The following is a 23508-nucleotide window of genomic DNA, read 5'->3' as shown; positions in this document are numbered from 1 at the left end:
ATAGCAGGAGTGGAGCAGGGGATTATTTGAGCCAGTCGCGGATCTTGGTTTCCATACCAATTGCATCAAGACCGATGGCGGCGCGCGCTTCTTCCTGCGTGCCTTGCGGAATAAAGTAATCCGGCAGACCGATATTGAGAACCGGAACCACTTTACGATTAGCCATCAGCACTTCATTCACGCCACTGCCAGCACCACCGATAATGGCATTCTCTTCAATGGTCACTAACGATTCGTGGCAGCCAGCTAGTTCAAGAATCAGCGCTTCATCGAGCGGCTTCGCAAACCGCATATCGACCAGCGTTGCGTTAAGTGACTGTGCTACGGCCTCGGCTTCTGGCAACAGAGTGCCGAAGTTCAGCAGTGCGACTTTTTCACCCGCGCGTTTCTTCACGCCTTTGCCGATTGGCAGTGATTCCAGCGGCTGCAACTCAGCACCCGTCCCGGTTCCACGCGGATAACGCACGGCGGATGGGCCGTCGTTGTAGTGATAACCCGTATGTAACATCAGGCGGCATTCGTTTTCATCACTTGGCGTCATGATGACCATTTCCGGAATGCAGCGCAGGAAGGAGATATCAAACGCGCCCTGGTGGGTTTGCCCGTCAGCACCGACAATCCCGGCGCGGTCGATGGCAAACAACACCGGCAGTTTCTGGATAGCGACGTCGTGAATCACCTGATCGTAAGCACGTTGCAGGAAGGTCGAGTAAATGGCGACAACCGGCTTGTAACCGCCAATTGCCAGACCGGCGGCGAATGTCACGGCGTGCTGTTCGGCGATGGCGACATCAAAATATTGCGACGGGTACTGGCGTGAAAACTCAACCATGCCCGAGCCTTCGCGCATTGCTGGCGTCACAGCCATGAGCTTGTCGTCATGGGCGGCGGTTTCGCACAGCCAGTTACCGAAGATTTTTGAATAGCTCGGCAGGCCACCCGACGCTTTTGGCAGCGTGCCGCTTTGCGGGTCAAACTTAGGCACCGCATGGAAGCTGATAGGGTCTTTTTCCGCTGGCGCGTAACCACGACCTTTTTTGGTCATGATGTGCAGAAATTGCGGGCCGTTCAGGTCGCGCATGTTTTTGAGCGTGTTCACCAGCCCCACCACATCGTGCCCGTCAACCGGGCCAATATAGTTAAAGCCTAGCTCTTCAAACAACGTACCCGGCACCACCATGCCTTTCAGGTGTTCTTCGGTGCGTTTGAGCAGTTCTTTAATCGGCGGTACGCCAGAGAAGACTTTCTTGCCGCCTTCGCGCAGCGATGAATAGAGTTTGCCTGAAAGCAGTTGTGCGAGGTGGTTGTTCAACGCCCCGACATTCTCGGAAATCGACATTTCGTTGTCGTTGAGGATCACCAGCATGTTCGGGCGAATATCCCCTGCGTGGTTCATCGCTTCAAAAGCCATGCCTGCCGTAATCGCGCCATCGCCAATCACACACACGGTGCGGCGGTCTTTGCCTTCTTTCTGAGCGGCAACAGCGATACCGATTCCGGCGCTGATGGAGGTGGACGAGTGACCCACGCTCAGAACGTCATACTCACTTTCGGCACGCCATGGGAACGGATGCAGGCCGCCTTTCTGGCGGATGGTGCCAATTTTGTCACGACGTCCAGTAATGATTTTGTGCGGATATGCCTGATGACCGACATCCCAGATTAGCTGGTCGAACGGTGTGTTATACACATAGTGAAGCGCCACGGTCAGTTCTACCGTGCCAAGGCCAGAGGCAAAGTGCCCGCTGGAGCGGCTTACGCTATCGAGCAGGTAACGACGCAGCTCGTCACAAAGTTTCGGCAAGCTTTCTTTTGGCAACAGGCGTAGCTCAGGGGCTGATTCCACCAGTGCGAGGGTCGGGTATTTGGCAATATCAAAACTCATTAGAAACTCATCGTGGTTTTTACCCTTCATCCTTCAAGCTTCTGCCTGAATGCCAAAGGGTAAGTTAATAATTATTTATCACGTTGGATGATATAGCTCGCTAACGCTTCCAGTGCGGTAGTGTCTAACGACTGGCGAGCCAAGCCTTCCAGCGCCCTCAGAGAATCCTGGTAAAGATCCCACGCTTTAGTTTTGGCATTTTCTAGCCCCAGCAAGGCCGGATAAGTGCTTTTACCCAGTTGCTGGTCGGCGCCCTGGCGCTTACCCAATGTTGCGGTATCACCGATAACGTCGAGAATATCGTCCTGAACCTGGAATGCCAGGCCGATGCTTTCTGCATAACGGTCGAGCAATGGCAGTGCGTTGCGGCCAGCTTCACCGGCACTCAACGCGCCCAGGCGAACAGCGGCACGAATTAACGCGCCGGTTTTATGACGATGAATACGCTCGAGGCTTTGTAAATCGACATGCTTGCCTTCGGCTTCAAGATCCAACGCCTGGCCGCCACACATTCCCGCCACACCGCTAGCTACAGCCAACTCTTTTACCATCACTAATCGATCAGCAATCGCGACGCCAGGCATAGGGGCATCACTGAGTATAGAAAACGCCAGCGTTTGCAGAGCGTCTCCGGCTAATATCGCGCTGGCTTCACCGAATTTAATGTGACAGGTGGGCTGCCCACGACGCAGATCGTCATCATCCATGGCGGGTAAATCGTCATGAATTAAAGAATATGCATGGATGCACTCAACTGCCGCAGCAGGCGCATCCAGTGTTTCTTGCGCTACGCCAAACATTTCTCCGGTCGCATAGACCAGAAAAGGGCGGAGTCTCTTCCCACCAAATAATGCGCCATAGTGCATTGCCTCAACCAGAGGAGTGTTCTGAAACGGTAGCGGTGCCAGAAAACGCAGCAGCGCATCGTTGGCCCGCTCGGCGTGGGCCTGCAACTGATGGTTAAAATCCATTTACTCGTTATCCGGGGTAAAAGGCTTGAGCGGGGCGTCTTCGCTATCGTTTAGCAGGATTTGCACGCGTTGTTCTGCCTGTTGCAGTTTCACCTGACCCTGACGCGCAAGTTGCACACCACGTTCAAATTCATTTAACGCCTCTTCGAGCGCTAAATCTCCGCTCTCCAGACGAGTAACAATCTGCTCAAGCTCCACAAGCGCAGTTTCAAAACTGGCCGGGACTTCGGTTTTTTTCGGCATAGTGAATGTCTGACTCTAATAATTTTGCGACTCTGCAATGGTAGCGGAAACTGACAAGCAAGTAACCATGAGCATGTTGGTTAGCAGAGGTTAGTGATATACTTGCGCGCCTCGGATGCAGCGGCAACTCGCCGTTGCAGTTCTTTAAGTCTTCCAGCCCGCATGATTAGTCATGCCTGGCTCATCAACGAATCTAAGCCGCCATGAAGTTTATCATTAAATTGTTCCCGGAAATCACCATCAAGAGTCAATCTGTGCGCATACGCTTTATTAAGATGCTCACCGGGAACATTCGCAACGTTTTAAAGCACTACGATGAAGACCTGGCGGTTGTTCGCCATTGGGACAACATTGAAGTTCGCGCTAAAGATGAAAATCAGCGCATCGCCATTCGTGAAGCGCTGACCCGCATCCCTGGTATCCACCACATTCTTGAAGTTGAAGATGTGCCGTTTACCGATTTGCATAATATCTTCGAACAGGCGCTGGAGCTTTATCGCGAGCAACTGGAAGGCAAAACCTTCTGCGTGCGCGTAAAACGTCGTGGCAAGCATGAGTTTAGTTCGATTGAAGTTGAACGTTACGTCGGCGGCGGCCTGAATCAGCACATTGAATCAGCGCGTGTAAAACTGACTAAGCCTGATGTGACCGTTAATCTGGAAATTGAAAACGATCGCCTGCTGCTGGTTAAAGGCCGTTATGAAGGTATCGGCGGCTTCCCGATTGGTACGCAAGAAGATGTGTTATCGCTGATTTCTGGTGGTTTCGACTCCGGTGTTTCCAGCTACATGCTGATGCGTCGCGGTTGTCGCGTGCATTACTGCTTCTTTAACCTCGGTGGTGCGGCGCACGAAATCGGCGTTAAACAAGTCGCGCATTACCTGTGGAACCGTTTCGGTAGCTCTCACCGTGTGCGTTTCGTGGCAATCAACTTTGAGCCTGTGGTGGGTGAAATCCTCGAGAAAGTTGAAGACGGCCAGATGGGCGTGGTGCTTAAACGTATGTTCGTGCGTGCGGCTTCCCGTGTTGCAGAGCGCTATGGCGTGCAGGCACTGGTTACTGGCGAAGCGCTGGGCCAGGTTTCCAGCCAGACGCTGACCAACCTGCGTTTAATTGACAACGTTTCCGATACCCTGATTCTGCGCCCGCTTATTTCTCACGATAAAGAGCATATTATCGATTTGGCGCGTGAAATTGGCACCGCTGATTTCGCTCGTACCATGCCGGAATACTGCGGTGTTATCTCGAAAAGCCCGACCGTAAAAGCAGTGAAGGCGAAGATTGAAGCGGAAGAAGCCAACTTCGATTTCTCGATTCTCGATCGTGTTGTTGAAGAAGCGACTAACATCGATATCCGTGAAATTGCCAATCAGTCCAAAGAAGTGGTAACGGAAGTTGAAACCGTTGGCGAATTTGGCCCGAATGACGTGCTGCTGGATATCCGTTCTATTGACGAACAAGACGATAAGCCATTTAAGCCAGAAGGTGTGGAAGTGGCGTCGCTGCCGTTCTACAAACTCAGCACTGCTTTTGGCGATTTGGATCAGAGCAAAATATATTTGCTGTGGTGCGACCGTGGCGTGATGAGCCGTTTGCAGGCGCTGTATCTGCGTGAGCAAGGTTTTGAGAACGTGAAGGTTTATCGCGCTTAAATTCTACGCCCTCATCCCGGTCTTCTCCCCCAGGAGAAGGAGACGTGCAATTCCCTCTCCCTCAGGGAGAGGGCCAGGGTGAGGGTGGTTTTAGTAATCTCTGTAACTGTAAATTCCCGCCGCCATCACCAGTTGCTGTGAAACCTCATGGGCTTTCTCCCGGCTCACCAGCAAATCAATAATCTTCAGCGCGAAATCTATTGCCGTACCCGGCCCCTGGCTGGTCAGCAGATTGACGCGTGGGTCCCAGACGATACGTTTATCCTGCCACTGTGCTTCAGGAATTGTCTCTTTCAGACCCGGATAACCCGTCATATTCGCTATTGGGAATAATTCATGCGGAACCAAAACCGTACCCGCGGCGGCACAAATCGCAGCCACGATACGCCCGGAAAGATGGAACTGGCGCACGGTTTCCACTAACAGCGGACTGTCACGGAAACACTCGGCACCTTTCAAACCGCCGGGTAAGACAATGACATCAAACTCACCGTCTGCCACTTCAACCAGCGGAGCATCTGCCAGCAGCTTTACTCCTCGTGAACAGACAATCGTGAGGTCTCCATCACTGGCGACGCTGGCGGTCGTCACGCTGATTCCGCCTCGCACCAGAAGATCGATGGTGGTAACGGCTTCTGTTTCTTCAGTTCCAGGAGCCAGACAAACCAGTGCTCGTGCGCTCATACTCATTCTCCTTACGCTTAATCAGTTCATACAAGCGGCTGTTCACCGGCACTGAAAGGCCATGGGCGCGCGCGCGTTGCAGTAAATAACCGGTAATGTAATCAATCTCGGTGTGACGTTGCACCCGAACATCCTGAAGCATCGAAGAGATGTTTGCAGCGGTGCTTTCGATAACTTCTTCGACATAAAAAAGCAGCGCTTCGGCTGATGTATGGTGGCCTTCGCGTTCCATCACCATCGCGACTTCGTGGCAAATTTGGCTCACTTCATCAGGGTAGTGACGTAATTCCCCATTCGGGCAATTGTAGAGCGCGGTGAGCGGGTTAATCACGCAGTTCACCGCCAACTTCTTCCAGTTAGCCGCCATAATATTGTTGTGCCAGGCTATTTCCGGTAAAGCGTGGTGCAGCATATCGGCCAGAAAACTAAAATCGTTGCCTGTTGCATTGCCGGGACCCATATGCGTGATTCCGTTAGCAACGTGAATAATCATATTGCCATCATGACGTGCCGCGTGCGTAGTGACTCCAGTCAATAACGGTTGAGAGAGTGTGGCGAGTTCCTCAAGCGTACCCATGCCATTGTGCAAAAGCAGAATAGGGCAGGTGACGGGAAGCCGCGCTGCGAGCGTTTTCACCGCAGTGGAAACCTGCCAGGCTTTAAGTGTGACCAGCAGTAATTCGCTGCTGGCAAGAAAATCAGGATCGTTGGCCGTCAGCGTTTGGTTAAACACGCAACCGTCAGTTTCGAGTACATTGACATGGCAAAAAGGCTGCGGCACACGCAACCATCCTTGAACTTCATGTCCTTGCTTATAAAGCGATGCCAGCCAAAGTTGGCCGAGCGCACCGCAACCTAGCACGGTGATTTTCATTTTGCCTCCCAAAGCCGCAGATGTTTGGCTTAATCTATATTATACAGAGCTCTCTACTGCTTTAACGGGTTGTTTTGCGTGGCCCAGCAGGTATTATGCAACGCAACAAAAAGAGAGGGAGAAGAAAGCATGCCATCTTTTGACATTGTGTCTGAAATTGATATCCAGGAAGTGCGTAACGCGATTGAAAACGCGGAGCGTGAGGTTGCTACTCGTTTTGACTTCCGTAATGTACCGGCGACATTTGAACTGAATGAGAAAAATCAGTCCATTAAAGTGGCCAGTGAGTCTGACTTCCAGGTCAACCAGCTGTTGGATATTCTTCGTGCCAAGCTGCTTAAGCGCGGTATCGAAGGAGCTTCCATTGATGTGCCGGAAGAGTTCGTGCACAGCGGTAAAACCTGGAGCGTTGAAGCGAAGCTCAAGCAGGGCATTGAAGCTACGATTGCCAAGAAAATTGTGAAGCTGATTAAAGACAGCAAAACCAAGGTTCAGGTGCAGATTCAGGGCGAAGAACTGCGTGTCACCGGCAAATCTCGCGACGATTTACAGGCCGCAATGGCGCTGGTTCGTGGCGGTGATTTGGGGCAGCCGTTCCAGTTTAAAAACTTCCGCGACTGATATTTGAGGGGCGTTTACGCCCCTTTCACCAACTGCTCAATCTCAAACCGATTCGTCAGTTTGCTGTCTATCTTCACGTAAGCACTGCGTTCCTGCGTAATAATATTCACATCGCTCACGCCATTTTGCGCAAGTATTCGTTGCTTCAGCGTTTCGTCATCGGCCACATCTTCTGGTAATTCAATACGCAAGCTTGCGACATACGGCGGCTCAGTCATCGTGCTGCTTACCAGTAACCAAATCATTGCCAGCAATGCGCCTGCGAGGAAAACGGTTTGCGAATCAAATAATCCGTCAATCCAGCCGCCAAATGAACCGCCAATCGCCACACCCAGGAACTGGCTGGTGGAGTATATTCCCATCGCTGTGCCTTTATAACCGGCTGGCGATTCTTTGCTGATAAGTGACGGTAAGATGGCTTCCATCAGGTTAAAGGCGAGGAAGAACAACTGTACGCCTAACACCAGTTCCCAGAAATGCGGGCCGGAACCCCACAGCACAATTTCAGCAATCAGCAGTAGCGCAACGCAGCCAACAAACACGCGTTTCATGCGGCGTTTGACTTCCGCATAAATGATAAAGGGTACGACCGATGCGAAAGCAATGAGCATCGTGCACAGATAGATTTTCCAGTGCTCGGAGGCCGGGAAACCGGCTTGTTCGAGTTGACCGGGTAGGGCGACAAACGTCGACATCAACATGATGTGCAGGCACATGATACCGAAGTTCAGCTTGAGTAATTTCGGCTCCGCCAGCACTTTGCTAAAGCAGCCTTTCACCATGCCGGACTCACGGTTTAGCACGTGGCTTTTAGAATTCGGCACCACCCAAAGGGTGATTAAAATGCCGCAGGTCGCCAGAATCGCAATCATCCAGAACAGCGCATTTAAACCCAGGCTATGAGTGATTATCGGGCCGAGCACCATGGCAATGGCAAAAGTGACGCCAAAGCTGACGCCGATAAACGCCATGGCTTTGGTGCGATTCTGTTCGCGGGTCAAGTCAGAAAGCAGTGCCATAACCGCAGCGGCAATCGCGCCTGAACCCTGTAATGCGCGGCCGAGGATCACGCCCCAGATGGAATCAGATAGTGCGGCAATAACACTGCCCAACACGAAAATTAAGAGTCCGCCGATAATCAGCGGCTTGCGCCCAATGCGGTCGGAAAGCAGACCAAAAGGAATCTGGAAGATAGCCTGTGCGAGGCCATAAATACCGATGGCGATACCAATCAGCGCTTCGCTCGCGCCCTGGAGTGCCATGCCATAAGTGGTAAGAACCGGGAGCACCATAAACATGCCGAGCATGCGTAGTGAAAATACCGTGCCTAAACCCCACGTCGCACGTAACTCGACGGGCGTCATTTTATAATCGTTCATTACCACCTCTGATAAAAAGCCGGCCTTAGTGTAGTGCGTGGGAAAAGGAGGGTAAATGGATAGATTGTTAGCACAAATAAAAAAGGGCGCAAATGCGCCCTTTTAAGAGGTTCACGATTTACCAGACGTAAGTCATCAGATTCTGTGAATCTGGCACCATAAAGTCGACTGACATCATCACGCTGAGTGAAGTGATGGCAACGATTGAAAAGACGAACAGTTTGCGCGCCCAGACTTTATCGTCTTCGACTTTATACCCACGCAATGCCATGCCCAACCACCAGACGCTTACGGCGGCGGCTACAACCAGATATTTCCATCCGGCATAACCGCCCAGTGACAGCATCAACGTTGCGACGGCAAAGGCGATGATATAAACCGTAATGTGGTTTTTCGCGACTGAAATCCCTTTAACCACCGGCAACACGGGAATGTTAGCGGCCTGGTAATCTTTAAAGCGGAAGATGGCAATCGCATAGGAATGCGGCATCTGCCACAGGCTAAAGATAGCCAGCAGGATCAAAGCACCGGCATCAAATTCATTGGTGACAGCGCAGTAACCAATAACCGGCGGTGCGGCACCCGACAGGCTACCGATCAGCGTGCCGTAGACGGAGTGGCGCTTCATGTACAGGCTATAAACGCCGACATAAACCACAAAGCCCATCACGCCTAACCACATGGCCAGCGGGTTAGCACCAAACCACAGCAGCATGAAGCCAGCAATACCCAACAAGGTGGCGTATACCAGCGAGGTTTTCGGCGCAATCAGGCCTTTGACCAGAACCCTGTTCTTGGTTCTCTCCATTTTGCGGTCGATGTCGCGGTCGATGAAGTTGTTATAAACACAACCCGATGCCACGACCAACGACACCCCAACCAGGGTGGAGATAAACAGGGTGTAATCAATACTGCCTTTTGAGGCCAGTAAAAATCCGCCAATGACAGAAATTAAATTGCCGAAAATAATTCCTGGTTTAGTGACTTGTAGGTACCGCTTCATCATATAGGCTGCTCTTAGTGAACCATCATGTTCTGGTTGAGGTTCCACATAATCCAGATAGAGCCGACCACCAGAATGGCAATTATTAGCGCAGTAAAGGCAAAGGCTACCAGGTTCCAACGTTCCTCAGAAGAGGTGTTCATGTGCAGGAAGCACACCAGGTGAACCAAAATCTGTACTACCGCACTACCCAGCACCACGCCAAGAATCACGGCGTGGGAGGCAGTACCTGTCATGACCATCCAGAACGGAATTGCCGTCAGGATGATCGACAGGATAAAACCTGTCATGTAGGTTTTAACGCTACCGTGGTGGGCGCCAGCGTGTTCATTTGAATGGCTCATTACATCGCCCCCATCAGATAAACAACCGAGAATACGCAGATCCATACTACGTCCAGGAAGTGCCAGAACAGGCTCAGGCACATCAGGCGAGTGCGGTTAGCACTGGTCAAGCCGCGGCGATAGACATGGAACATCATCAGCGCCATCCAGACTAAACCAGAAGTTACGTGCAGACCGTGCGTACCGACCAGGGCAAAGAAGCCTGACAGGAAGCCGCTACGATCCGGCCCGAAACCTTCCACAATCAGATGATGGAATTCATAGATTTCCATCGCGACGAAGCCCGCACCGAACAGGAAGGTCATCGCAAGCCAGGAAATAACCTGGCTCTTGTTGCCTTTGTTCATGGCGATAATCGCCATGCCGTAGGTGATGGAGCTGAATAACAGCAGGGCAGTTTCAACCAGCACAAATGGCAGTTCGAAAATGTCTTTCCCTGTCGGACCGCCGGCAGTGCCGTTCACCAGAACGGCATAGGTAGCAAACAAGCAACAGAACAGAATGCAGTCGCTCATCAGGTAGATCCAGAAACCAAAGACTTTGTTGGTTCCTGCATCGTGATGCCCATGCTCCGCGGCGTGGGCGTTAGCGTGAGTGAGAGTTTCAGTTGACATTTTTCAGCCCTGCTTTGGTAATTTCATCGAAGTGCTGGTTTTCCAGTTTTTCGACTTCCGCAACCGGAACGTAGTAATCCACATCTTCGTCGAAGCTTTTCGCAATCCAGGTGATGATGATGCCTGCGAATGCTGCAATCGCCATCCACCAGATGTGCCAGATCATCGCGAAACCAAACACGGTAGCGAACGCGGCAATGACGATGCCCGCAGCGCTGTTACGTGGCATATGAATTTCTTCATAATGCGTTGGCTGTTTGTACGCTTCGCCTTTCTCTTTCATCTCCCAGAATGCATCACGTTCATGAACGTGCGGCAAGTGAGCAAAGTTGTAGAACGGAGGAGGGGAAGAAGTTGACCACTCCAGCGTACGGCCACCCCACGGGTCACCGGTCAGGTCACGGTTCTGCTCACGGTCACGAATAGAGACGTAGAACTGAATCAGCTGAGACAGGATACCCAGAGCAATCAGGCCCGCACCACAAGCTGCAACAACCAGCAGAGTGTGGAACTGTGGATCAATCTGCTGGCTCAGGCGACGGGTCATACCCATGAAGCCCAGCACGTACAGCGGCATAAATGCGACGAAGAAGCCGATGATCCAGAACCAGAAGGCACGTTTACCCCAGGTTTCGTTCAGGGTGAAGCCGAAGGCTTTTGGCCACCAGTAAGTCAGGCCAGCGAAGCAACCGAATACCACACCACCGATAATCACGTTATGGAAGTGAGCAATCAGGAACAAGCTGTTGTGCAGTACGAAGTCAGCCCCCGGAACCGCTAACAGAACACCGGTCATGCCACCGATAGAGAAGGTGACGATGAAGCCAATGGTCCACAGCATCGCGGAGTTGAACTCGATACGACCCTGATACATGGTGAACAACCAGTTGAAGATCTTCACCCCAGTTGGGATGGCGATGATCATCGTGGCGATACCGAAGAAGGCGTTGACGTTCGCGCCGCTGCCCATGGTGAAGAAGTGGTGCAGCCAAACGATGAACGACAGAACCGTAATCGCGATGGTCGCCCACACCAGAGAGGTGTAACCGAACAGGCGTTTTTTCGAGAATGTCGCAACCACTTCGGAGAACACTCCAAACACCGGCAGCACCAGGATATAAACTTCCGGGTGGCCCCATGCCCAGATGAGGTTGATATACATCATCATGTTGCCACCCATATCATTGGTAAAGAAATGGGTGCCAAGGTAGCGGTCAAGGGTTAACAGTGCGACGGTCACGGTAAAGATTGGGAATGCCGCGATAATCAGTACGTTGGTACACAGCGAAGCCCAGGTAAATACCGGCATTTTGAACATAGTCATGCCAGGCGTACGCATATTCAGAATAGTAACGAAGAAGTTAATACCCGTTAATGTCGTACCGATACCCGAGAGCTGAAGTGCCCATATCCAGTAGTCGACGCCGACCCCCGGACTGTACTCTATGCCCGATAGCGGCGGATAAGCCACCCAACCGGTCTGCGCGAATTCACCCACCCCAAGAGACAGGTTAACCAACACCACACCGACAACGGTGAACCAGAAGCTCAGGTTGTTCAGGAATGGGAAGGCAACGTCACGCGCACCAATCTGCAACGGCACGACGATGTTCATCAGGCCGATAACAAATGGCATCGCCACGAAGAAGATCATGATTACGCCGTGGGCAGTAAAGATCTGGTCGTAGTGATGAGGTGGCAGGAAGCCTGTTTCTCCGGCGGAAGCCAGAACCTGCTGGCTACGCATCATGATGGCGTCAGCAAAGCCACGCAGAAGCATGACGATTGCGACAATCACGTACATTATGCCGAGGCGTTTGTGGTCAACCGAGGTGAACCACTCTTTCCATAAATATTCCCACTTACCGAAGTAAGTGATAGCTGCAACTAGCGCCAGTCCCCCGACGATAATTGCTGCCACCGTAACCATGACAATGGGTTCATGGTATGGGATTGCATCCAGTGTAAGTTTTCCGAACATCGTATTATTCCTCGGCCCCTTAGTGAGAGGTTTCCGCGTGACTCATGTCCATGCCTTCCATTCCTTCGTGCGCTGCATGCTCGCCTTCAGGTTGGGTCATGTCCATGCTCTTCCCGTGCCCCATGAATTTGTTAATAACGTCTTTAAACAAATCAGGTTTAACAGCGGAGAAGTATTCGACTTTGTTGTATTCGCTAGGCTGTGCCAGTTTCTCGTAAGTCGCCATATCGTTCATGACTTCCGGAGACTGTTTGGCTTTAGCTACCCATTGGTTAAAGGTGTCCATATCTGGGGTGGCGATTGCCTTGAACTTCATCCCAGAGAAACCTTTACCGCTGTAGTTAGACGAAATACCGTCGTAGGTGCCTGCTTCGTCTGCAATCAGGTGCAATTTAGTTTGCATACCTGCCATTGCGTAGATTTGGCTGCCCAGGCGCGGAATAAAGAAGGAGTTCATCACTGAGTTAGAGGTGATTTTGAATTCCACCGGGGTGTTGGCCGGGAAGGCAATTTCATTAACCGTAGCAATACCTTGCTCTGGGTAGATGAAGAACCATTTCCAGTCCATGGCGATAACTTCGATGGTCACCGGCTTCGCATCGTGAACAAGCGGTTTGCTTGGCTCAAGAGCGTGCGTGGTTTTCCAGGTTAGTACCGCGAGGAAGATGACGATAAGGATAGGAATCGTCCAGACCACAGCTTCAACTTTGTTCGAGTGCGACCAGTTGGGGCTGTATTTGGCGTTTTTGTTTGATGCACGATATTTCCAGGCAAAACCGATAGCCATTGCGATAGCGGGTATAACGACTATCAACATCAGCCCGATTGCTGTCAGTATCAATGAACGTTGTTCCAGTCCAATTTGTCCTTTGGGGTCCAGAAGTGCAGAATCACAGCCACTCAGTAAAAAAGTGCCTGTAATTAATGCCAACCATCCCAAACTTTTATTGTATTTCCTGAGTCTCATTTAACGACCTCAATTCCGGGGAGCTCTAATTGTCGTTTAAAGTGTGGAGGCATTTTACGGGAAGGTTACATTACTGTAAACATGAATGGCATAGTGTCAGTGTGGTGTTACTGGGTTCTGCCAACAATGTCACATAGAATGCAACAAACTGTAAAATCTCGAGATAGGCCGCGGCCCGGCAAGGTTATAACGAAAACCTATGTTGCCATAAATAGTACAGGTAAATTGGTATAACCAATCATTTTGTTAAACATAAATTTAACAAATTAGCATCAATTGATAAACGAATTGTTCTACAAATTTAATTAACCAAAAGCTGAATCGGTTAAAGGCAGGGTGAAAATAATTTCTCTGCTAATAATGTAAAAAAAGAGTCTTGCTTTCGGGAAATAATTCACCCAGCTTATTGTCTGCGTATTAATTGAACAATATAATCACGCATCGAAACTTATTATTAATATTTATCTGGCGGTTTTAGACCAACGCCGTTTTTCGCAAAGCCAGATAATCAAGCAACCCACCAAACAAAATCCCCCCAATTGCAAATAATGCCCCCCATTCGAGGAACTGAATGTTGAAGGCCCAGTTTGTCAGGCCGATGGCATTGGTAATCAACACAACCAACCACACGGCGAGAAGTGCGCAACCCAGCATTAATGCGCGAAGCGCAATGCGATAGGCCGATGAAAATTCACTGCGTGGAATGAAGCTATCGTTATTTTGCGTATATTCCAGCGTCGTTTTGCAAACTAAGAGTAGCAAGATGCCGGGAACCGCGGCGACCACGGAAAATAAGTAAAACGTAGGCCAGCCCTGGGCTTCAACAAACCAACCGGCTATTGGCCCGACATAAACACGACCTACAGCTGAAAGAGCCGATAACAAAGCGAATTGGGTTGCGGAAAAGGATTTATTACACAGCGTCATCAGAAGGGCGACAAATGCTGCCGTGCCCATCCCGCCGCAAAGATTTTCAAAGAATACGGCGCTCGCCATGCTGATCATATTTTTGTCGGTGACCGAGAGAATCCAGTAACCTGCGTTGGACACCGCCTGCAAAATGCCAAAGATCAGCAACGCGCGGAACAGCGACAGGCGCTGCATCAAAATGCCGCCGTACAATGCGCCAATAATGGTGGCGATCAGCCCCAGCGTTTTATTCACGACGCCGACTTCACCGGCATCAAAACCCACACCGCGAATCAAAAACGTGGTCGTTAAACTCATGGCAAACGCATCGCCAAGTTTGTACAACACAATCAGCAGCAGGATAAGCCAGGCATTATTGCGCCCAAAGAAATCACGCAAAGGGGCGACAACGGCTTGTTCTAGGCTTTTTGGAACGGGGATCGCATCAGTCGGTTCAGGCGCAAATAAAGTGGCGATGATACAAGGCAGCATTAATGCGGCCATCAGCCAATACATTCCTTGCCAGCCGAGATATCTGTCCGCCAGCCAAAGCGCTAAACCGCCAGAAACCAGCATCGCCAGACGATAACCCAACACACTGATTGCTGCGCCGGTTCCGCGTTCTTCTGCTGGAAGAATATCGGTTTTCCAGGCGTCAAAGACGATATCTTGTGAAGCCGAGCAGAAAGCAATGATGACCGCTAGCGCCGCCATCCAACGCAACTGCGAGCCGGGTTCAAGGAAGCCCATGCCCGCAATAGCAATCAATAACAAGACTTGGGTAATCAGCAGCCAACCTCGACGACGCCCCAGTAGTGGCGGCGTATATCTGTCCATAATCGGCGACCAAAGAAACTTAAACACATAGGCTTGCCCGACGAGCGAGAAGAAACCAATGGTTTTGAGATCGATGTTCTCAACCGTCATCCATGCCTGAAGTGTGCCGGAGGTGAGGGCGAGAGGCAAGCCGGACGCAAAGCCTAAAATCAGAAGAATGGCTGATTTAGGTTGCTGGAAGAGACGCAGATAATGGTTGGGCATACTTTGCTCTACAGCCAGCCCGCATGACACGGGCTGGTGGGGTATTGATTAACGAGCGTTCTGCTTAATAAAGTCGTGAACGCTGGTGTCCTGAGCCATATCAGCAATGGTATCAGTCAATACGGAGTTTACTGCATTGGCGATATTCTTGTTGGTGGCCTGGAACGCCCCTTCTACGTTGTAGCTAGAACGGTAGTTTTTGGTCATCTTGTTGCCATTTTTCGCCGTCGCAATAATCACGATGTCAGCTTTAGTGGCAATATTGTAACGCACGCTGCCCTGAGACACGTCAGCATACAACTGGTTTACGATGATTTGCAGGTCAACCGGGCTGTTTGGCCCAATCATATAACCACGCGCGGTCATCTGTTTTTCCAGCACTTCTTGCAGTAAGAAGCGCAGGTCACGAGATGGAGTCAGCGTAACCAGTTGGTTATCACGAGTGACTTTAGCTAGCGCCTGGTCTTTACGTTGATCTGCACCGTTGATGCTTAGAGTTACACCCATCAGGCTTGGATCTTGCTGTGGCAAGCTGATAGTTGGAGAAACATCAATGGTAGTAGGTGGTGTTGCGCAGCTGGCCAGCATAAATACGGCGACCAACGGGAATAATAATTTTTTTAACATGTTCGCTATCTCAATGTACTCAAGGGGCAGGCAGATAAAAAATCACGCCATCATAACACTGCGGTTGCCCAGTGGAAGTAGCTAACGCACGTAATTTCATCGCGTTGCGCTTTTTCTGAGCGGTTGCAAAGCTATCTGACCACTTTGCCCTCAATTAGTGCCGTAATCACATTAAGCTACAGGGGCTTGGCTCAGAAAATAGGACGAAAGCTAAATAATTGTTGGAATTGCGTTAATAAAACGGCTAAAAGCGGCTAACATTTAAAGGGATGAGTGGCATCTCTACGTAGTCGAGGAGAAAGTTCATGATGATGCGCGAGCAAATAGAATCAAAATTAAGGGCAGCGTTTGAACCCGTGATCCTGGAAGTCGCGGATGAAAGCTATCGTCACAATGTCCCGGCGGGTTCAGAGAGTCATTTTAAAGTGGTTCTGGTCAGCGATCGTTTTGTGGGTGAGCGTTTTTTAAATCGTCATCGTATGATTTATGGCACTTTAAGTGCTGAACTCTCGTCCACAGTGCATGCGCTGGCACTGCATACCTACACAATTAAGGAATGGGAAGGGTTGCATGACACTCTTCTCGCCTCTCCACCTTGCCGTGGAGCAGGGTCAATCGCCTGAAGTTAACCTTCAGGCTTGCAACTGAGGGAACTTTTCCTTTATGTTGCGGTATATGAATCGTGTTTTACAAAACGGCCTGCGGGCCGTTTTGTTTTGTCTGAAGTAACCCCCGTTTTTCCAGGGGCAGGACAATAAATCCAAAAGAACTGTGAAAAGGGCCGCAGCAACACTGTGTTGCCGTTCTCGACTCACCTTGGTGATGCCGCTATAATGCTGCGTCTTATTTTTCGGAATGTCTTCGGGACGATTCTGACGACAGGGAATGTGATTCTGATTCAGAAGGCATCCCGGTTCTGTGGAGCGCAAATGAGCACTTCCAGAGTTGACCGAGCACTGTGATTTTTTGAGGTAACAAGATGCAAGTTTCAGTTGAAACCACTCAGGGCCTTGGCCGCCGTCTCACGATTACTATCGCTGCAGACAGCATCGAAACCGCTGTAAAAAGCGAGCTGGTCAACGTGGCAAAGAAAGCCCGTATCGACGGTTTCCGTAAAGGAAAAGTGCCGATGACTGTTATCGCACAACGCTATGGCGCTTCTGTTCGCCAGGACGTGTTGGGCGAACTGATGAGCCGCAACTTCGTTGACGCGATCATCAAAGAAAAAATTAATCCAGCTGGCGCACCAAACTACGTTCCAGGCGAATACAAACTGGGCGAAGACTTCACCTACGCGGTTGAGTTTGAAGTGTACCCAGAAGTTGAGCTGCAAGGTCTGGAAGCAATCGAAGTTGAAAAACCGGTTGTTGAAGTGACTGACGAAGACGTTGATGCAATGCTGGACACCCTGCGTAAGCAGCAGGCGACCTGGAAAGATTCTGACGCTGCTGTAACGGCAGAAGACCGCGTTACCATCGACTTCACCGGTTCTGTAGACGGCGAAGTATTCGAAGGCGGCAAAGCGTCTGACTTCGTACTGGCAATGGGCCAGGGTCGTATGATCCCAGGTTTCGAAGAAGGTCTGGTTGGTCATAAAGCTGGCGAAGAGTTCACTATCGAAGTGACCTTCCCGGAAGACTACCACGCTGAAAACCTGAAAGGTAAAGCGGCTAAGTTCGAGATCGTTCTGAAGAAAGTTGAAGAGCGTGAACTGCCAGAATTTACTGAAGAATTCATCAAACGTTTCGGCGTTGAAGATGGTTCAGTTGCGGGTCTGCGTACCGAAGTTCGTAAAAACATGGATCGTGAGCTGAAAGGCGCTGTGCGTAACCGCGTCAAGTCTCAAGCAATCGACGGTCTGGTTAACGCGAACAACATCGACGTTCCAGCTGCACTGATCGACAGCGAAATCGATGTTCTGCGTCGCCAGGCTGCTCAGCGTTTTGGTGGCAACGAGAAACAAGCGCTGGAACTGCCACGTGAACTGTTCGAAGAACAAGCTAAACGTCGCGTAGTTGTTGGCCTGCTGTTGGGCGAAGTGATTCGCACCCACGAGCTGAAAGCTGACGAAGAACGCGTTAAAGGTCTGATCGAAGAAATGGCTTCTGCCTACGAAGATCCGACTGAAGTTATCGAGTTCTACGGCAAAAACAAAGAACTGATGGACAACATGCGTAATGTTGCTCTGGAAGAACAAGCTGTTGAAGCAGTACTGTCTAAAGCGAAAGTGTCTGAAAAAGCCACTACCTTCAGCGAACTGATGAACCAACAAGCGTAAGCATAATTTTTGGCATCATCGCCAAAATATTGCTGCATCAAGCCCGTCACCCAATGGTGGCGGGCTTTTTTTATCAGTGACTCCCTGAAAACACATCAATAAAACGCAGTTTCAGGGTTAGCGTAACAAGAAAAGGTTGTTATGCTTGAAACAGGGTAAGCTCATCCCCATAAATACGGGTATGGCTAGAAAACAGAACCCCTGACTGATAATCCGTCTATTTAAGGTTGGAGACGCAAGGAGCTTAGTCTTCTTTTAAGGAGCGTAGTCTTCTTTTATCGTCTCAAGTAGAATCAGTGCAGCAGGTATCGAAGGCTCAATTATTCCAGGAGACGGAAATGTCATACAGTGGCGAAAGAGATCAATTTGCACCCCATATGGCCCTGGTGCCGATGGTTGTTGAACAGACATCGCGTGGCGAGCGTTCATACGATATCTATTCCCGCTTGCTCAAGGAACGTGTCATCTTTATGACAGGCCAGGTCGAAGACCATATGGCTAACCTTATCGTAGCGCAGATGCTGTTCCTGGAAGCAGAAAACCCAGAAAAAGACATCTATCTCTATATCAACTCACCAGGTGGCGTTATTACCGCTGGGATGTCTATATACGATACGATGCAATTTATTAAGCCGGATGTCAGCACTATCTGTATGGGACAGGCCTGTTCTATGGGGGCTTTCCTGCTGACCGCTGGTGCTAAAGGCAAGCGTTTCTGCTTGCCGAACTCACGAGTCATGATTCACCAGCCGCTGGGTGGCTATCAGGGGCAGGCAACGGATATCGAAATCCATGCGCGTGAAATCCTGAAAGTCAAAGCGCGTATGAACGAACTTATGGCGCAACACACGGGCAAATCTCTTGAAGAAATAGAGAGAGACACAGAGCGTGACCGTTTCCTCGCAGCAAGTGAGGCGGTAGAGTACGGCTTAGTTGACTCAATCCTGACTCACCGTAGCTAATGCCCGATAACAGTGAGCCGTATACTATAGTTACTGTAGCGGCTCATAGTGCGCTTACGATTGGCTGCGCCGTAGAATGGCACTTGCACCGTCTCGTACGGTGCAAAGAAACAGAAAAGAGGTTTTACCGATGACAGATAAGCGCAAAGACGGTTCAGGCAAACTGCTTTACTGCTCTTTTTGCGGCAAAAGCCAGCATGAAGTGCGTAAACTGATTGCCGGGCCGTCAGTGTATATCTGCGATGAGTGTGTCGACTTATGTAACGACATTATTCGCGAAGAGATTAAAGAGGTCGCACCGCACCGCGAGCGTAGTGCGCTGCCGACTCCGCATGAAATCCGTCACCATCTCGATGATTACGTCATCGGTCAGGAACAGGCTAAAAAAGTCCTGGCGGTTGCGGTTTATAACCATTACAAACGTCTGCGTAACGGCGACAGCACCAACGGTATCGAACTGGGCAAAAGTAATATTCTGCTCATCGGGCCGACGGGTAGCGGGAAAACCCTGCTGGCTGAAACCCTGGCGCGTTTGCTGGATGTTCCATTCACCATGGCTGATGCCACAACGTTGACCGAAGCGGGTTACGTGGGTGAAGACGTTGAAAACATCATCCAGAAACTGCTGCAAAAATGTGATTACGATGTGCAAAAAGCACAGCGCGGTATCGTGTATATCGATGAGATCGACAAAATCTCCCGCAAATCTGATAACCCGTCCATCACTCGTGATGTGTCTGGTGAAGGTGTGCAGCAGGCGTTGCTGAAACTTATCGAAGGTACCGTTGCAGCGGTTCCACCGCAGGGTGGACGTAAACATCCACAGCAAGAATTCTTGCAGGTTGATACCTCCAAGATTCTGTTTATCTGTGGCGGTGCATTCGCAGGCCTCGACAAAGTTATCGCTAACCGTGTCGAAACCGGTTCTGGTATCGGCTTTGGTGCGACCGTAAAAGGTAAGTCCCAGAAGGCGACCGAAGGGCAGTTACTGGGCCAGGTCGAGCCAGAAGATCTGATCAAATTTGGTCTGATCCCTGAGTTTATCGGCCGTCTGCCAGTGGTTGCAACGCTGACGGAACTGAGCGAAGAAGCGCTGATTCAGATCCTGAAAGAGCCGAAAAACGCCCTGACTAAACAGTATCAGGCGTTGTTCAATCTCGAAGGTGTAGATCTGGAATTCCGCGACGAAGCGCTGGATGCGATTGCGAAGAAAGCAATGGCACGTAAAACCGGCGCTCGTGGTCTGCGTTCCATCGTTGAAGGCGCATTGCTCGATACCATGTACGACCTTCCTTCCATGGAAGATGTCGAGAAAGTGGTGATTGACGAGTCCGTCATCGACGGTCAAAGCAAACCATTATTAATTTATGGTAAGCCAGAAGCGCAACAAGCATCCGGTGAATAATTCGCCAAAATAACCAGTCAGTTAGTATAAAAAGGGGGATTTATATCCCCCTTTTGCTTTTCCTTCATTCCTGCCATTGAATGTGCGGGAAACATCCCAATATACTGACTTACTTGTTGGTGATGCCATAAAAGCGGAGGCATTGCCCCATCACCAGGCGGACCTTAACTAAGAGAGAGCTCTATGAATCCTGAGCGTTCTGAACGCATTGAAATCCCCGTATTGCCATTGCGCGATGTGGTGGTTTATCCGCACATGGTAATTCCACTGTTTGTCGGGCGAGAAAAATCCATTCGTTGCCTGGAAGCGGCCATGGATCATGATAAAAAAATCATGCTGGTGGCGCAGAAAGAAGCCTCGACAGATGAGCCAGGTATTAATGACCTGTTCTCAGTGGGAACCGTCGCATCCATTTTGCAAATGCTGAAACTGCCAGACGGCACGGTAAAAGTGCTGGTTGAAGGTTTACAGCGTGCGCGTATCACCACGCTTTCTGACAACGGTGACCATTTCTCAGCGCAGGCTGAGTACCTGAATTCGCCAGCTATCGAAGAGCGCGAACAGGAAGTGCTGGTGCGCACCGCAATTGGTCAGTTTGAAGGCTACATCAAGCTGAACAAAAAAATCCCGCCAGAAGTGCTAACATCGCTGAATAGCATTGATGATCCTGCTCGTCTGGCTGACACCATTGCGGCCCATATGCCATTGAAACTGACTGATAAACAGTCCGTTCTTGAGATGTCCGATATTAACGAACGTCTTGAGTATCTGATGGCCATGATGGAGTCGGAAATCGATCTGCTGCAGGTTGAGAAGCGTATTCGCAACCGCGTTAAAAAGCAGATGGAAAAGAGCCAGCGTGAGTACTATCTGAACGAGCAAATGAAAGCCATTCAGAAAGAACTCGGCGAAATGGACGACACGCCAGATGAAAACGAAGCGCTAAAACGCAAAATCGACGCGGCTAAAATGCCGAAAGAAGCGCGTGAAAAAACCGAAGCGGAACTGCAAAAACTGAAAATGATGTCGCCAATGTCTGCGGAAGCTACCGTGGTTCGTGGCTACATCGATTGGATGGTGCAGGTTCCATGGAATGCGCGCAGTAAAGTGAAAAAAGATCTGCGTCAGGCGCAGGAAGTCCTCGATACCGATCACTACGGCCTTGAGCGCGTGAAAGATCGTATCCTGGAATACCTCGCAGTCCAGAGCCGCGTTAACAAGCTCAAAGGGCCAATCTTGTGCCTGGTAGGGCCTCCTGGTGTAGGTAAAACCTCACTGGGTCAGTCCATCGCACGTGCGACCGGACGTAAATATGTGCGCATGGCTTTGGGTGGCGTACGTGACGAAGCTGAAATTCGTGGGCACCGTCGCACTTACATCGGTTCCATGCCGGGCAAATTGATTCAGAAAATGGCGAAAGTGGGCGTTAAAAACCCATTATTCCTGTTGGATGAAATCGACAAAATGTCTTCTGACATGCGTGGCGATCCGGCATCTGCGCTGCTTGAAGTGCTTGATCCAGAACAGAACGTGGCGTTCAACGACCATTATCTGGAAGTGGATTACGATCTCAGCGATGTGATGTTTGTAGCAACGTCCAACTCCATGAATATTCCGGCACCATTGCTGGATCGCATGGAAGTGATTCGTCTGTCCGGTTACACCGAAGATGAAAAACTGAATATTGCTAAACAACACCTGCTGACCAAGCAAATTGAACGCAACGCCCTGAAAAAAGGCGAAATTACCGTTCACGATAGCGCTATTACCGGCATCATTCGCTACTACACCCGTGAAGCGGGCGTGCGTAGTCTGGAACGTGAAATTTCCAAACTGTGTCGTAAAGCGGTTAAACAGCTGCTGCTGGATAAAACGCTCAAGCACATCGAAATCGACGGCGATAACCTGAAAGATTTCCTTGGCGTTCAGCGCTTTGACTATGGTCGTGCAGACAGCGAAAACCGCGTAGGTCAGGTAACAGGCCTTGCGTGGACCGAAGTTGGCGGTGATTTGCTGACTATCGAAACCGCCTGTGTGCCGGGTAAAGGTAAGCTGACTTACACCGGTTCTTTGGGTGAAGTTATGCAGGAGTCTATCCAGGCTGCACTGACCGTGGTGCGCGCGCGTGCAGAGAAATTGGGCATCAATGCTGATTTCTATGAAAAACGCGACATCCACGTTCACGTACCGGAAGGTGCGACGCCGAAAGATGGCCCAAGTGCAGGTATTGCGATGTGTACCGCGCTGGTATCTTGCCTGACAGGTAATCCTGTTCGTGCAGATGTGGCGATGACCGGTGAAATCACACTGCGTGGTCAGGTTCTGCCAATCGGCGGTTTGAAAGAAAAACTGCTGGCGGCACACCGTGGCGGCATTAAAACTGTTCTGATTCCGGATGAAAATAAACGTGATCTGGAAGAGATTCCTGACAACGTTCTCGCCGACCTGGATATCCATCCGGTGAAGCGAATCGAGGAAGTTTTGGCTCTTGCTTTGCAGAATGAGCCTTACGGAATGCAGGTCGTCACCGCAAAATAGTGACCTGACGCATATTCAGTGCATAAAATCAGAGCTGGCTGGTGAATTGTCACTTGCCAGCTTTTTTTTGTATCGCTACTTTAGACTGCTGGTGATGCGTGCCATTAACAACGGGTGTTGTAAGGGCATGACAGGCCTGATATAACTGCTGCGCGGTCGCACTTTGAAGGATACAGGTGCGATATAAATTATAAAGAGAGGAAGAGAAGAGTGAATAAATCTCAACTGATAGACAAAATTGCCGCAGGTGCTGATATTTCTAAAGCCGCGGCTGGACGTGCATTAGACGCTGTGATTGCTTCTGTTACCGAATCTCTGCAATCTGGGGAAGACGTGGCATTGGTTGGCTTTGGTACCTTTGCTGTTAAAGAGCGTGCTGCCCGTACAGGCCGTAACCCTCAGACCGGTAAAGAAATCACTATCGCTGCTGCAAAAGTCCCAGGGTTCCGTGCTGGTAAAGCGCTGAAAGAAGCGGTTAACTGATTTATCGTCCGCTTCAGGGCAAGGTTAATCTAGTAAAGTTAGGTCAG

The 23508-nt window shown here is 50.3% G+C and carries 21 protein-coding genes; 8 read left to right on the top strand and 13 right to left on the bottom strand.

The annotated features are described in order from the left end of the window. Positions 1 to 22: 22 nt before the first annotated feature. From dxs to xseB, 3 genes are all read right to left on the bottom strand, one after another. Positions 23 to 1885 (bottom strand): 1-deoxy-D-xylulose-5-phosphate synthase, encoded by a 1863-nt coding sequence (dxs, locus tag DY231_RS18230; RefSeq protein ID WP_115631888.1) that lies wholly within the window; start codon positions 1883 to 1885, stop codon positions 23 to 25. Positions 1886 to 1956: 71 nt separating this feature from the next. Further along, positions 1957 to 2856, bottom strand: a complete 900-nt coding sequence (gene ispA, locus DY231_RS18225; protein ID WP_115630543.1) for a (2E,6E)-farnesyl diphosphate synthase — start codon at positions 2854 to 2856, stop codon at positions 1957 to 1959. Continuing rightward, a complete protein-coding gene (xseB, locus tag DY231_RS18220; RefSeq protein ID WP_034493701.1) occupies positions 2857 to 3099 on the bottom strand; it encodes an exodeoxyribonuclease VII small subunit in 243 nt (80 codons plus the stop codon). It lies immediately after the preceding gene. A gap of 203 nt (positions 3100 to 3302) precedes the next feature. On the opposite strand from xseB, the gene thiI reads away from it, so the two are divergent. Beyond that, entirely contained in the window at positions 3303 to 4751 is a 1449-nt protein-coding gene (thiI, locus tag DY231_RS18215) for a tRNA uracil 4-sulfurtransferase ThiI (RefSeq protein WP_115630541.1), read from the top strand. A gap of 90 nt (positions 4752 to 4841) precedes the next feature. Here thiI and yajL read toward each other — a convergent pair whose 3' ends face one another. Further along, complete coding sequence (gene yajL, locus DY231_RS18210) at positions 4842 to 5435, bottom strand: protein deglycase YajL (RefSeq protein WP_115630539.1); 594 nt, start codon at positions 5433 to 5435, stop codon at positions 4842 to 4844. Beyond that, positions 5395 to 6309 (bottom strand): 2-dehydropantoate 2-reductase, encoded by a 915-nt coding sequence (panE, locus tag DY231_RS18205; RefSeq protein ID WP_115630537.1) that lies wholly within the window; start codon positions 6307 to 6309, stop codon positions 5395 to 5397. Before panE ends, yajL begins: the two co-directional genes overlap by 41 nt. A gap of 129 nt (positions 6310 to 6438) precedes the next feature. On the opposite strand from panE, the gene DY231_RS18200 reads away from it, so the two are divergent. Next, a complete protein-coding gene (locus DY231_RS18200; protein WP_115630535.1) occupies positions 6439 to 6930 on the top strand; it encodes a YajQ family cyclic di-GMP-binding protein in 492 nt (163 codons plus the stop codon). Between the two features lie 14 nt (positions 6931 to 6944). On the opposite strand, the gene DY231_RS18195 is transcribed toward DY231_RS18200, so the two are convergent. The 8 genes from DY231_RS18195 to DY231_RS18160 form a co-directional block, all read right to left on the bottom strand. Beyond that, positions 6945 to 8309, bottom strand: coding sequence for an MFS transporter (locus tag DY231_RS18195; protein WP_115630533.1), 1365 nt, complete (start codon positions 8307 to 8309; stop codon positions 6945 to 6947). Between the two features lie 118 nt (positions 8310 to 8427). After that, positions 8428 to 9315, bottom strand: a complete 888-nt coding sequence (gene cyoE, locus DY231_RS18190) for a heme o synthase (RefSeq protein WP_034493708.1) — start codon at positions 9313 to 9315, stop codon at positions 8428 to 8430. Positions 9316 to 9326: 11 nt separating this feature from the next. Continuing rightward, positions 9327 to 9656, bottom strand: coding sequence for a cytochrome o ubiquinol oxidase subunit IV (locus DY231_RS18185; RefSeq protein WP_034493709.1), 330 nt, complete (start codon positions 9654 to 9656; stop codon positions 9327 to 9329). Then, complete coding sequence (locus DY231_RS18180) at positions 9656 to 10270, bottom strand: cytochrome o ubiquinol oxidase subunit III (protein ID WP_034493710.1); 615 nt, start codon at positions 10268 to 10270, stop codon at positions 9656 to 9658. Before DY231_RS18180 ends, DY231_RS18185 begins: the two co-directional genes overlap by 1 nt. Beyond that, positions 10260 to 12251: a cytochrome o ubiquinol oxidase subunit I gene (gene cyoB / locus DY231_RS18175; protein ID WP_115630531.1), complete on the bottom strand. Its 1992-nt coding sequence runs from the start codon at positions 12249 to 12251 to the stop codon at positions 10260 to 10262. Before cyoB ends, DY231_RS18180 begins: the two co-directional genes overlap by 11 nt. Positions 12252 to 12270: 19 nt before the next feature. Next, positions 12271 to 13218: a cytochrome o ubiquinol oxidase subunit II gene (gene cyoA / locus DY231_RS18170; RefSeq protein WP_064553062.1), complete on the bottom strand. Its 948-nt coding sequence runs from the start codon at positions 13216 to 13218 to the stop codon at positions 12271 to 12273. A gap of 474 nt (positions 13219 to 13692) precedes the next feature. After that, positions 13693 to 15168: a muropeptide MFS transporter AmpG gene (gene ampG, locus DY231_RS18165; protein ID WP_034493713.1), complete on the bottom strand. Its 1476-nt coding sequence runs from the start codon at positions 15166 to 15168 to the stop codon at positions 13693 to 13695. A 48-nt stretch (positions 15169 to 15216) separates the two neighbouring features. Then, positions 15217 to 15795: a lipoprotein gene (locus DY231_RS18160; RefSeq protein WP_115630529.1), complete on the bottom strand. Its 579-nt coding sequence runs from the start codon at positions 15793 to 15795 to the stop codon at positions 15217 to 15219. Positions 15796 to 16100: 305 nt separating this feature from the next. Here DY231_RS18160 and bolA point away from each other — a divergent pair, with 305 nt between their 5' ends. The 6 genes from bolA (at position 16101) to hupB (ending at position 23461) form a co-directional block, all read left to right on the top strand. Continuing rightward, the gene (gene bolA, locus DY231_RS18155; RefSeq protein ID WP_064516631.1) at positions 16101 to 16418 is read left to right on the top strand and encodes a transcriptional regulator BolA; all 318 of its coding nucleotides are present in this window, start codon (positions 16101 to 16103) and stop codon (positions 16416 to 16418) included. A 356-nt stretch (positions 16419 to 16774) separates the two neighbouring features. Next, positions 16775 to 18073, top strand: a complete 1299-nt coding sequence (gene tig / locus DY231_RS18150; RefSeq protein WP_115630527.1) for a trigger factor — start codon at positions 16775 to 16777, stop codon at positions 18071 to 18073. Positions 18074 to 18411: 338 nt separating this feature from the next. Then, entirely contained in the window at positions 18412 to 19035 is a 624-nt protein-coding gene (gene clpP / locus DY231_RS18145) for an ATP-dependent Clp endopeptidase proteolytic subunit ClpP (RefSeq protein ID WP_034457992.1), read from the top strand. 130 nt (positions 19036 to 19165) lie between these two features. After that, positions 19166 to 20440, top strand: a complete 1275-nt coding sequence (gene clpX / locus DY231_RS18140) for an ATP-dependent protease ATP-binding subunit ClpX (RefSeq protein WP_034457994.1) — start codon at positions 19166 to 19168, stop codon at positions 20438 to 20440. Positions 20441 to 20623: 183 nt separating this feature from the next. After that, a complete protein-coding gene (gene lon, locus DY231_RS18135; RefSeq protein ID WP_115630525.1) occupies positions 20624 to 22978 on the top strand; it encodes an endopeptidase La in 2355 nt (784 codons plus the stop codon). A 210-nt stretch (positions 22979 to 23188) separates the two neighbouring features. Further along, positions 23189 to 23461 carry a nucleoid-associated protein HU-beta gene (hupB, locus tag DY231_RS18130; protein ID WP_034493716.1) on the top strand — a complete coding sequence of 91 codons (273 nt, stop codon included), beginning with the start codon at positions 23189 to 23191 and terminating at the stop codon, positions 23459 to 23461. Positions 23462 to 23508: the final 47 nt, after the last annotated feature.

It is taken from the genome of Buttiauxella agrestis, from assembly GCF_900446255.1.
GTDB classification, from domain to species: domain Bacteria; phylum Pseudomonadota; class Gammaproteobacteria; order Enterobacterales; family Enterobacteriaceae; genus Buttiauxella; species Buttiauxella agrestis.
This window is presented reverse-complemented; position numbering and strand designations above follow the sequence as displayed.

What these genes read in the sequence shown, in the direction of transcription:
- dxs (WP_115631888.1), bottom strand. Translation starts at nt 1,885, where the DNA reads ATGAGTTTTGATATTGCCAAATACCCGACCCTCGCACTGGTGGAATCA.
- ispA (WP_115630543.1), bottom strand. Translation starts at nt 2,856, where the DNA reads ATGGATTTTAACCATCAGTTGCAGGCCCACGCCGAGCGGGCCAACGAT.
- xseB (WP_034493701.1), bottom strand. Translation starts at nt 3,099, where the DNA reads ATGCCGAAAAAAACCGAAGTCCCGGCCAGTTTTGAAACTGCGCTTGTG.
- thiI (WP_115630541.1), top strand. Translation starts at nt 3,303, where the DNA reads ATGAAGTTTATCATTAAATTGTTCCCGGAAATCACCATCAAGAGTCAA.
- yajL (WP_115630539.1), bottom strand. Translation starts at nt 5,435, where the DNA reads ATGAGCGCACGAGCACTGGTTTGTCTGGCTCCTGGAACTGAAGAAACA.
- panE (WP_115630537.1), bottom strand. Translation starts at nt 6,309, where the DNA reads ATGAAAATCACCGTGCTAGGTTGCGGTGCGCTCGGCCAACTTTGGCTG.
- DY231_RS18200 (WP_115630535.1), top strand. Translation starts at nt 6,439, where the DNA reads ATGCCATCTTTTGACATTGTGTCTGAAATTGATATCCAGGAAGTGCGT.
- DY231_RS18195 (WP_115630533.1), bottom strand. Translation starts at nt 8,309, where the DNA reads ATGAACGATTATAAAATGACGCCCGTCGAGTTACGTGCGACGTGGGGT.
- cyoE (WP_034493708.1), bottom strand. Translation starts at nt 9,315, where the DNA reads ATGATGAAGCGGTACCTACAAGTCACTAAACCAGGAATTATTTTCGGC.
- DY231_RS18185 (WP_034493709.1), bottom strand. Translation starts at nt 9,656, where the DNA reads ATGAGCCATTCAAATGAACACGCTGGCGCCCACCACGGTAGCGTTAAA.
- DY231_RS18180 (WP_034493710.1), bottom strand. Translation starts at nt 10,270, where the DNA reads ATGTCAACTGAAACTCTCACTCACGCTAACGCCCACGCCGCGGAGCAT.
- cyoB (WP_115630531.1), bottom strand. Translation starts at nt 12,251, where the DNA reads ATGTTCGGAAAACTTACACTGGATGCAATCCCATACCATGAACCCATT.
- cyoA (WP_064553062.1), bottom strand. Translation starts at nt 13,218, where the DNA reads ATGAGACTCAGGAAATACAATAAAAGTTTGGGATGGTTGGCATTAATT.
- ampG (WP_034493713.1), bottom strand. Translation starts at nt 15,168, where the DNA reads ATGCCCAACCATTATCTGCGTCTCTTCCAGCAACCTAAATCAGCCATT.
- DY231_RS18160 (WP_115630529.1), bottom strand. Translation starts at nt 15,795, where the DNA reads ATGTTAAAAAAATTATTATTCCCGTTGGTCGCCGTATTTATGCTGGCC.
- bolA (WP_064516631.1), top strand. Translation starts at nt 16,101, where the DNA reads ATGATGATGCGCGAGCAAATAGAATCAAAATTAAGGGCAGCGTTTGAA.
- tig (WP_115630527.1), top strand. Translation starts at nt 16,775, where the DNA reads ATGCAAGTTTCAGTTGAAACCACTCAGGGCCTTGGCCGCCGTCTCACG.
- clpP (WP_034457992.1), top strand. Translation starts at nt 18,412, where the DNA reads ATGTCATACAGTGGCGAAAGAGATCAATTTGCACCCCATATGGCCCTG.
- clpX (WP_034457994.1), top strand. Translation starts at nt 19,166, where the DNA reads ATGACAGATAAGCGCAAAGACGGTTCAGGCAAACTGCTTTACTGCTCT.
- lon (WP_115630525.1), top strand. Translation starts at nt 20,624, where the DNA reads ATGAATCCTGAGCGTTCTGAACGCATTGAAATCCCCGTATTGCCATTG.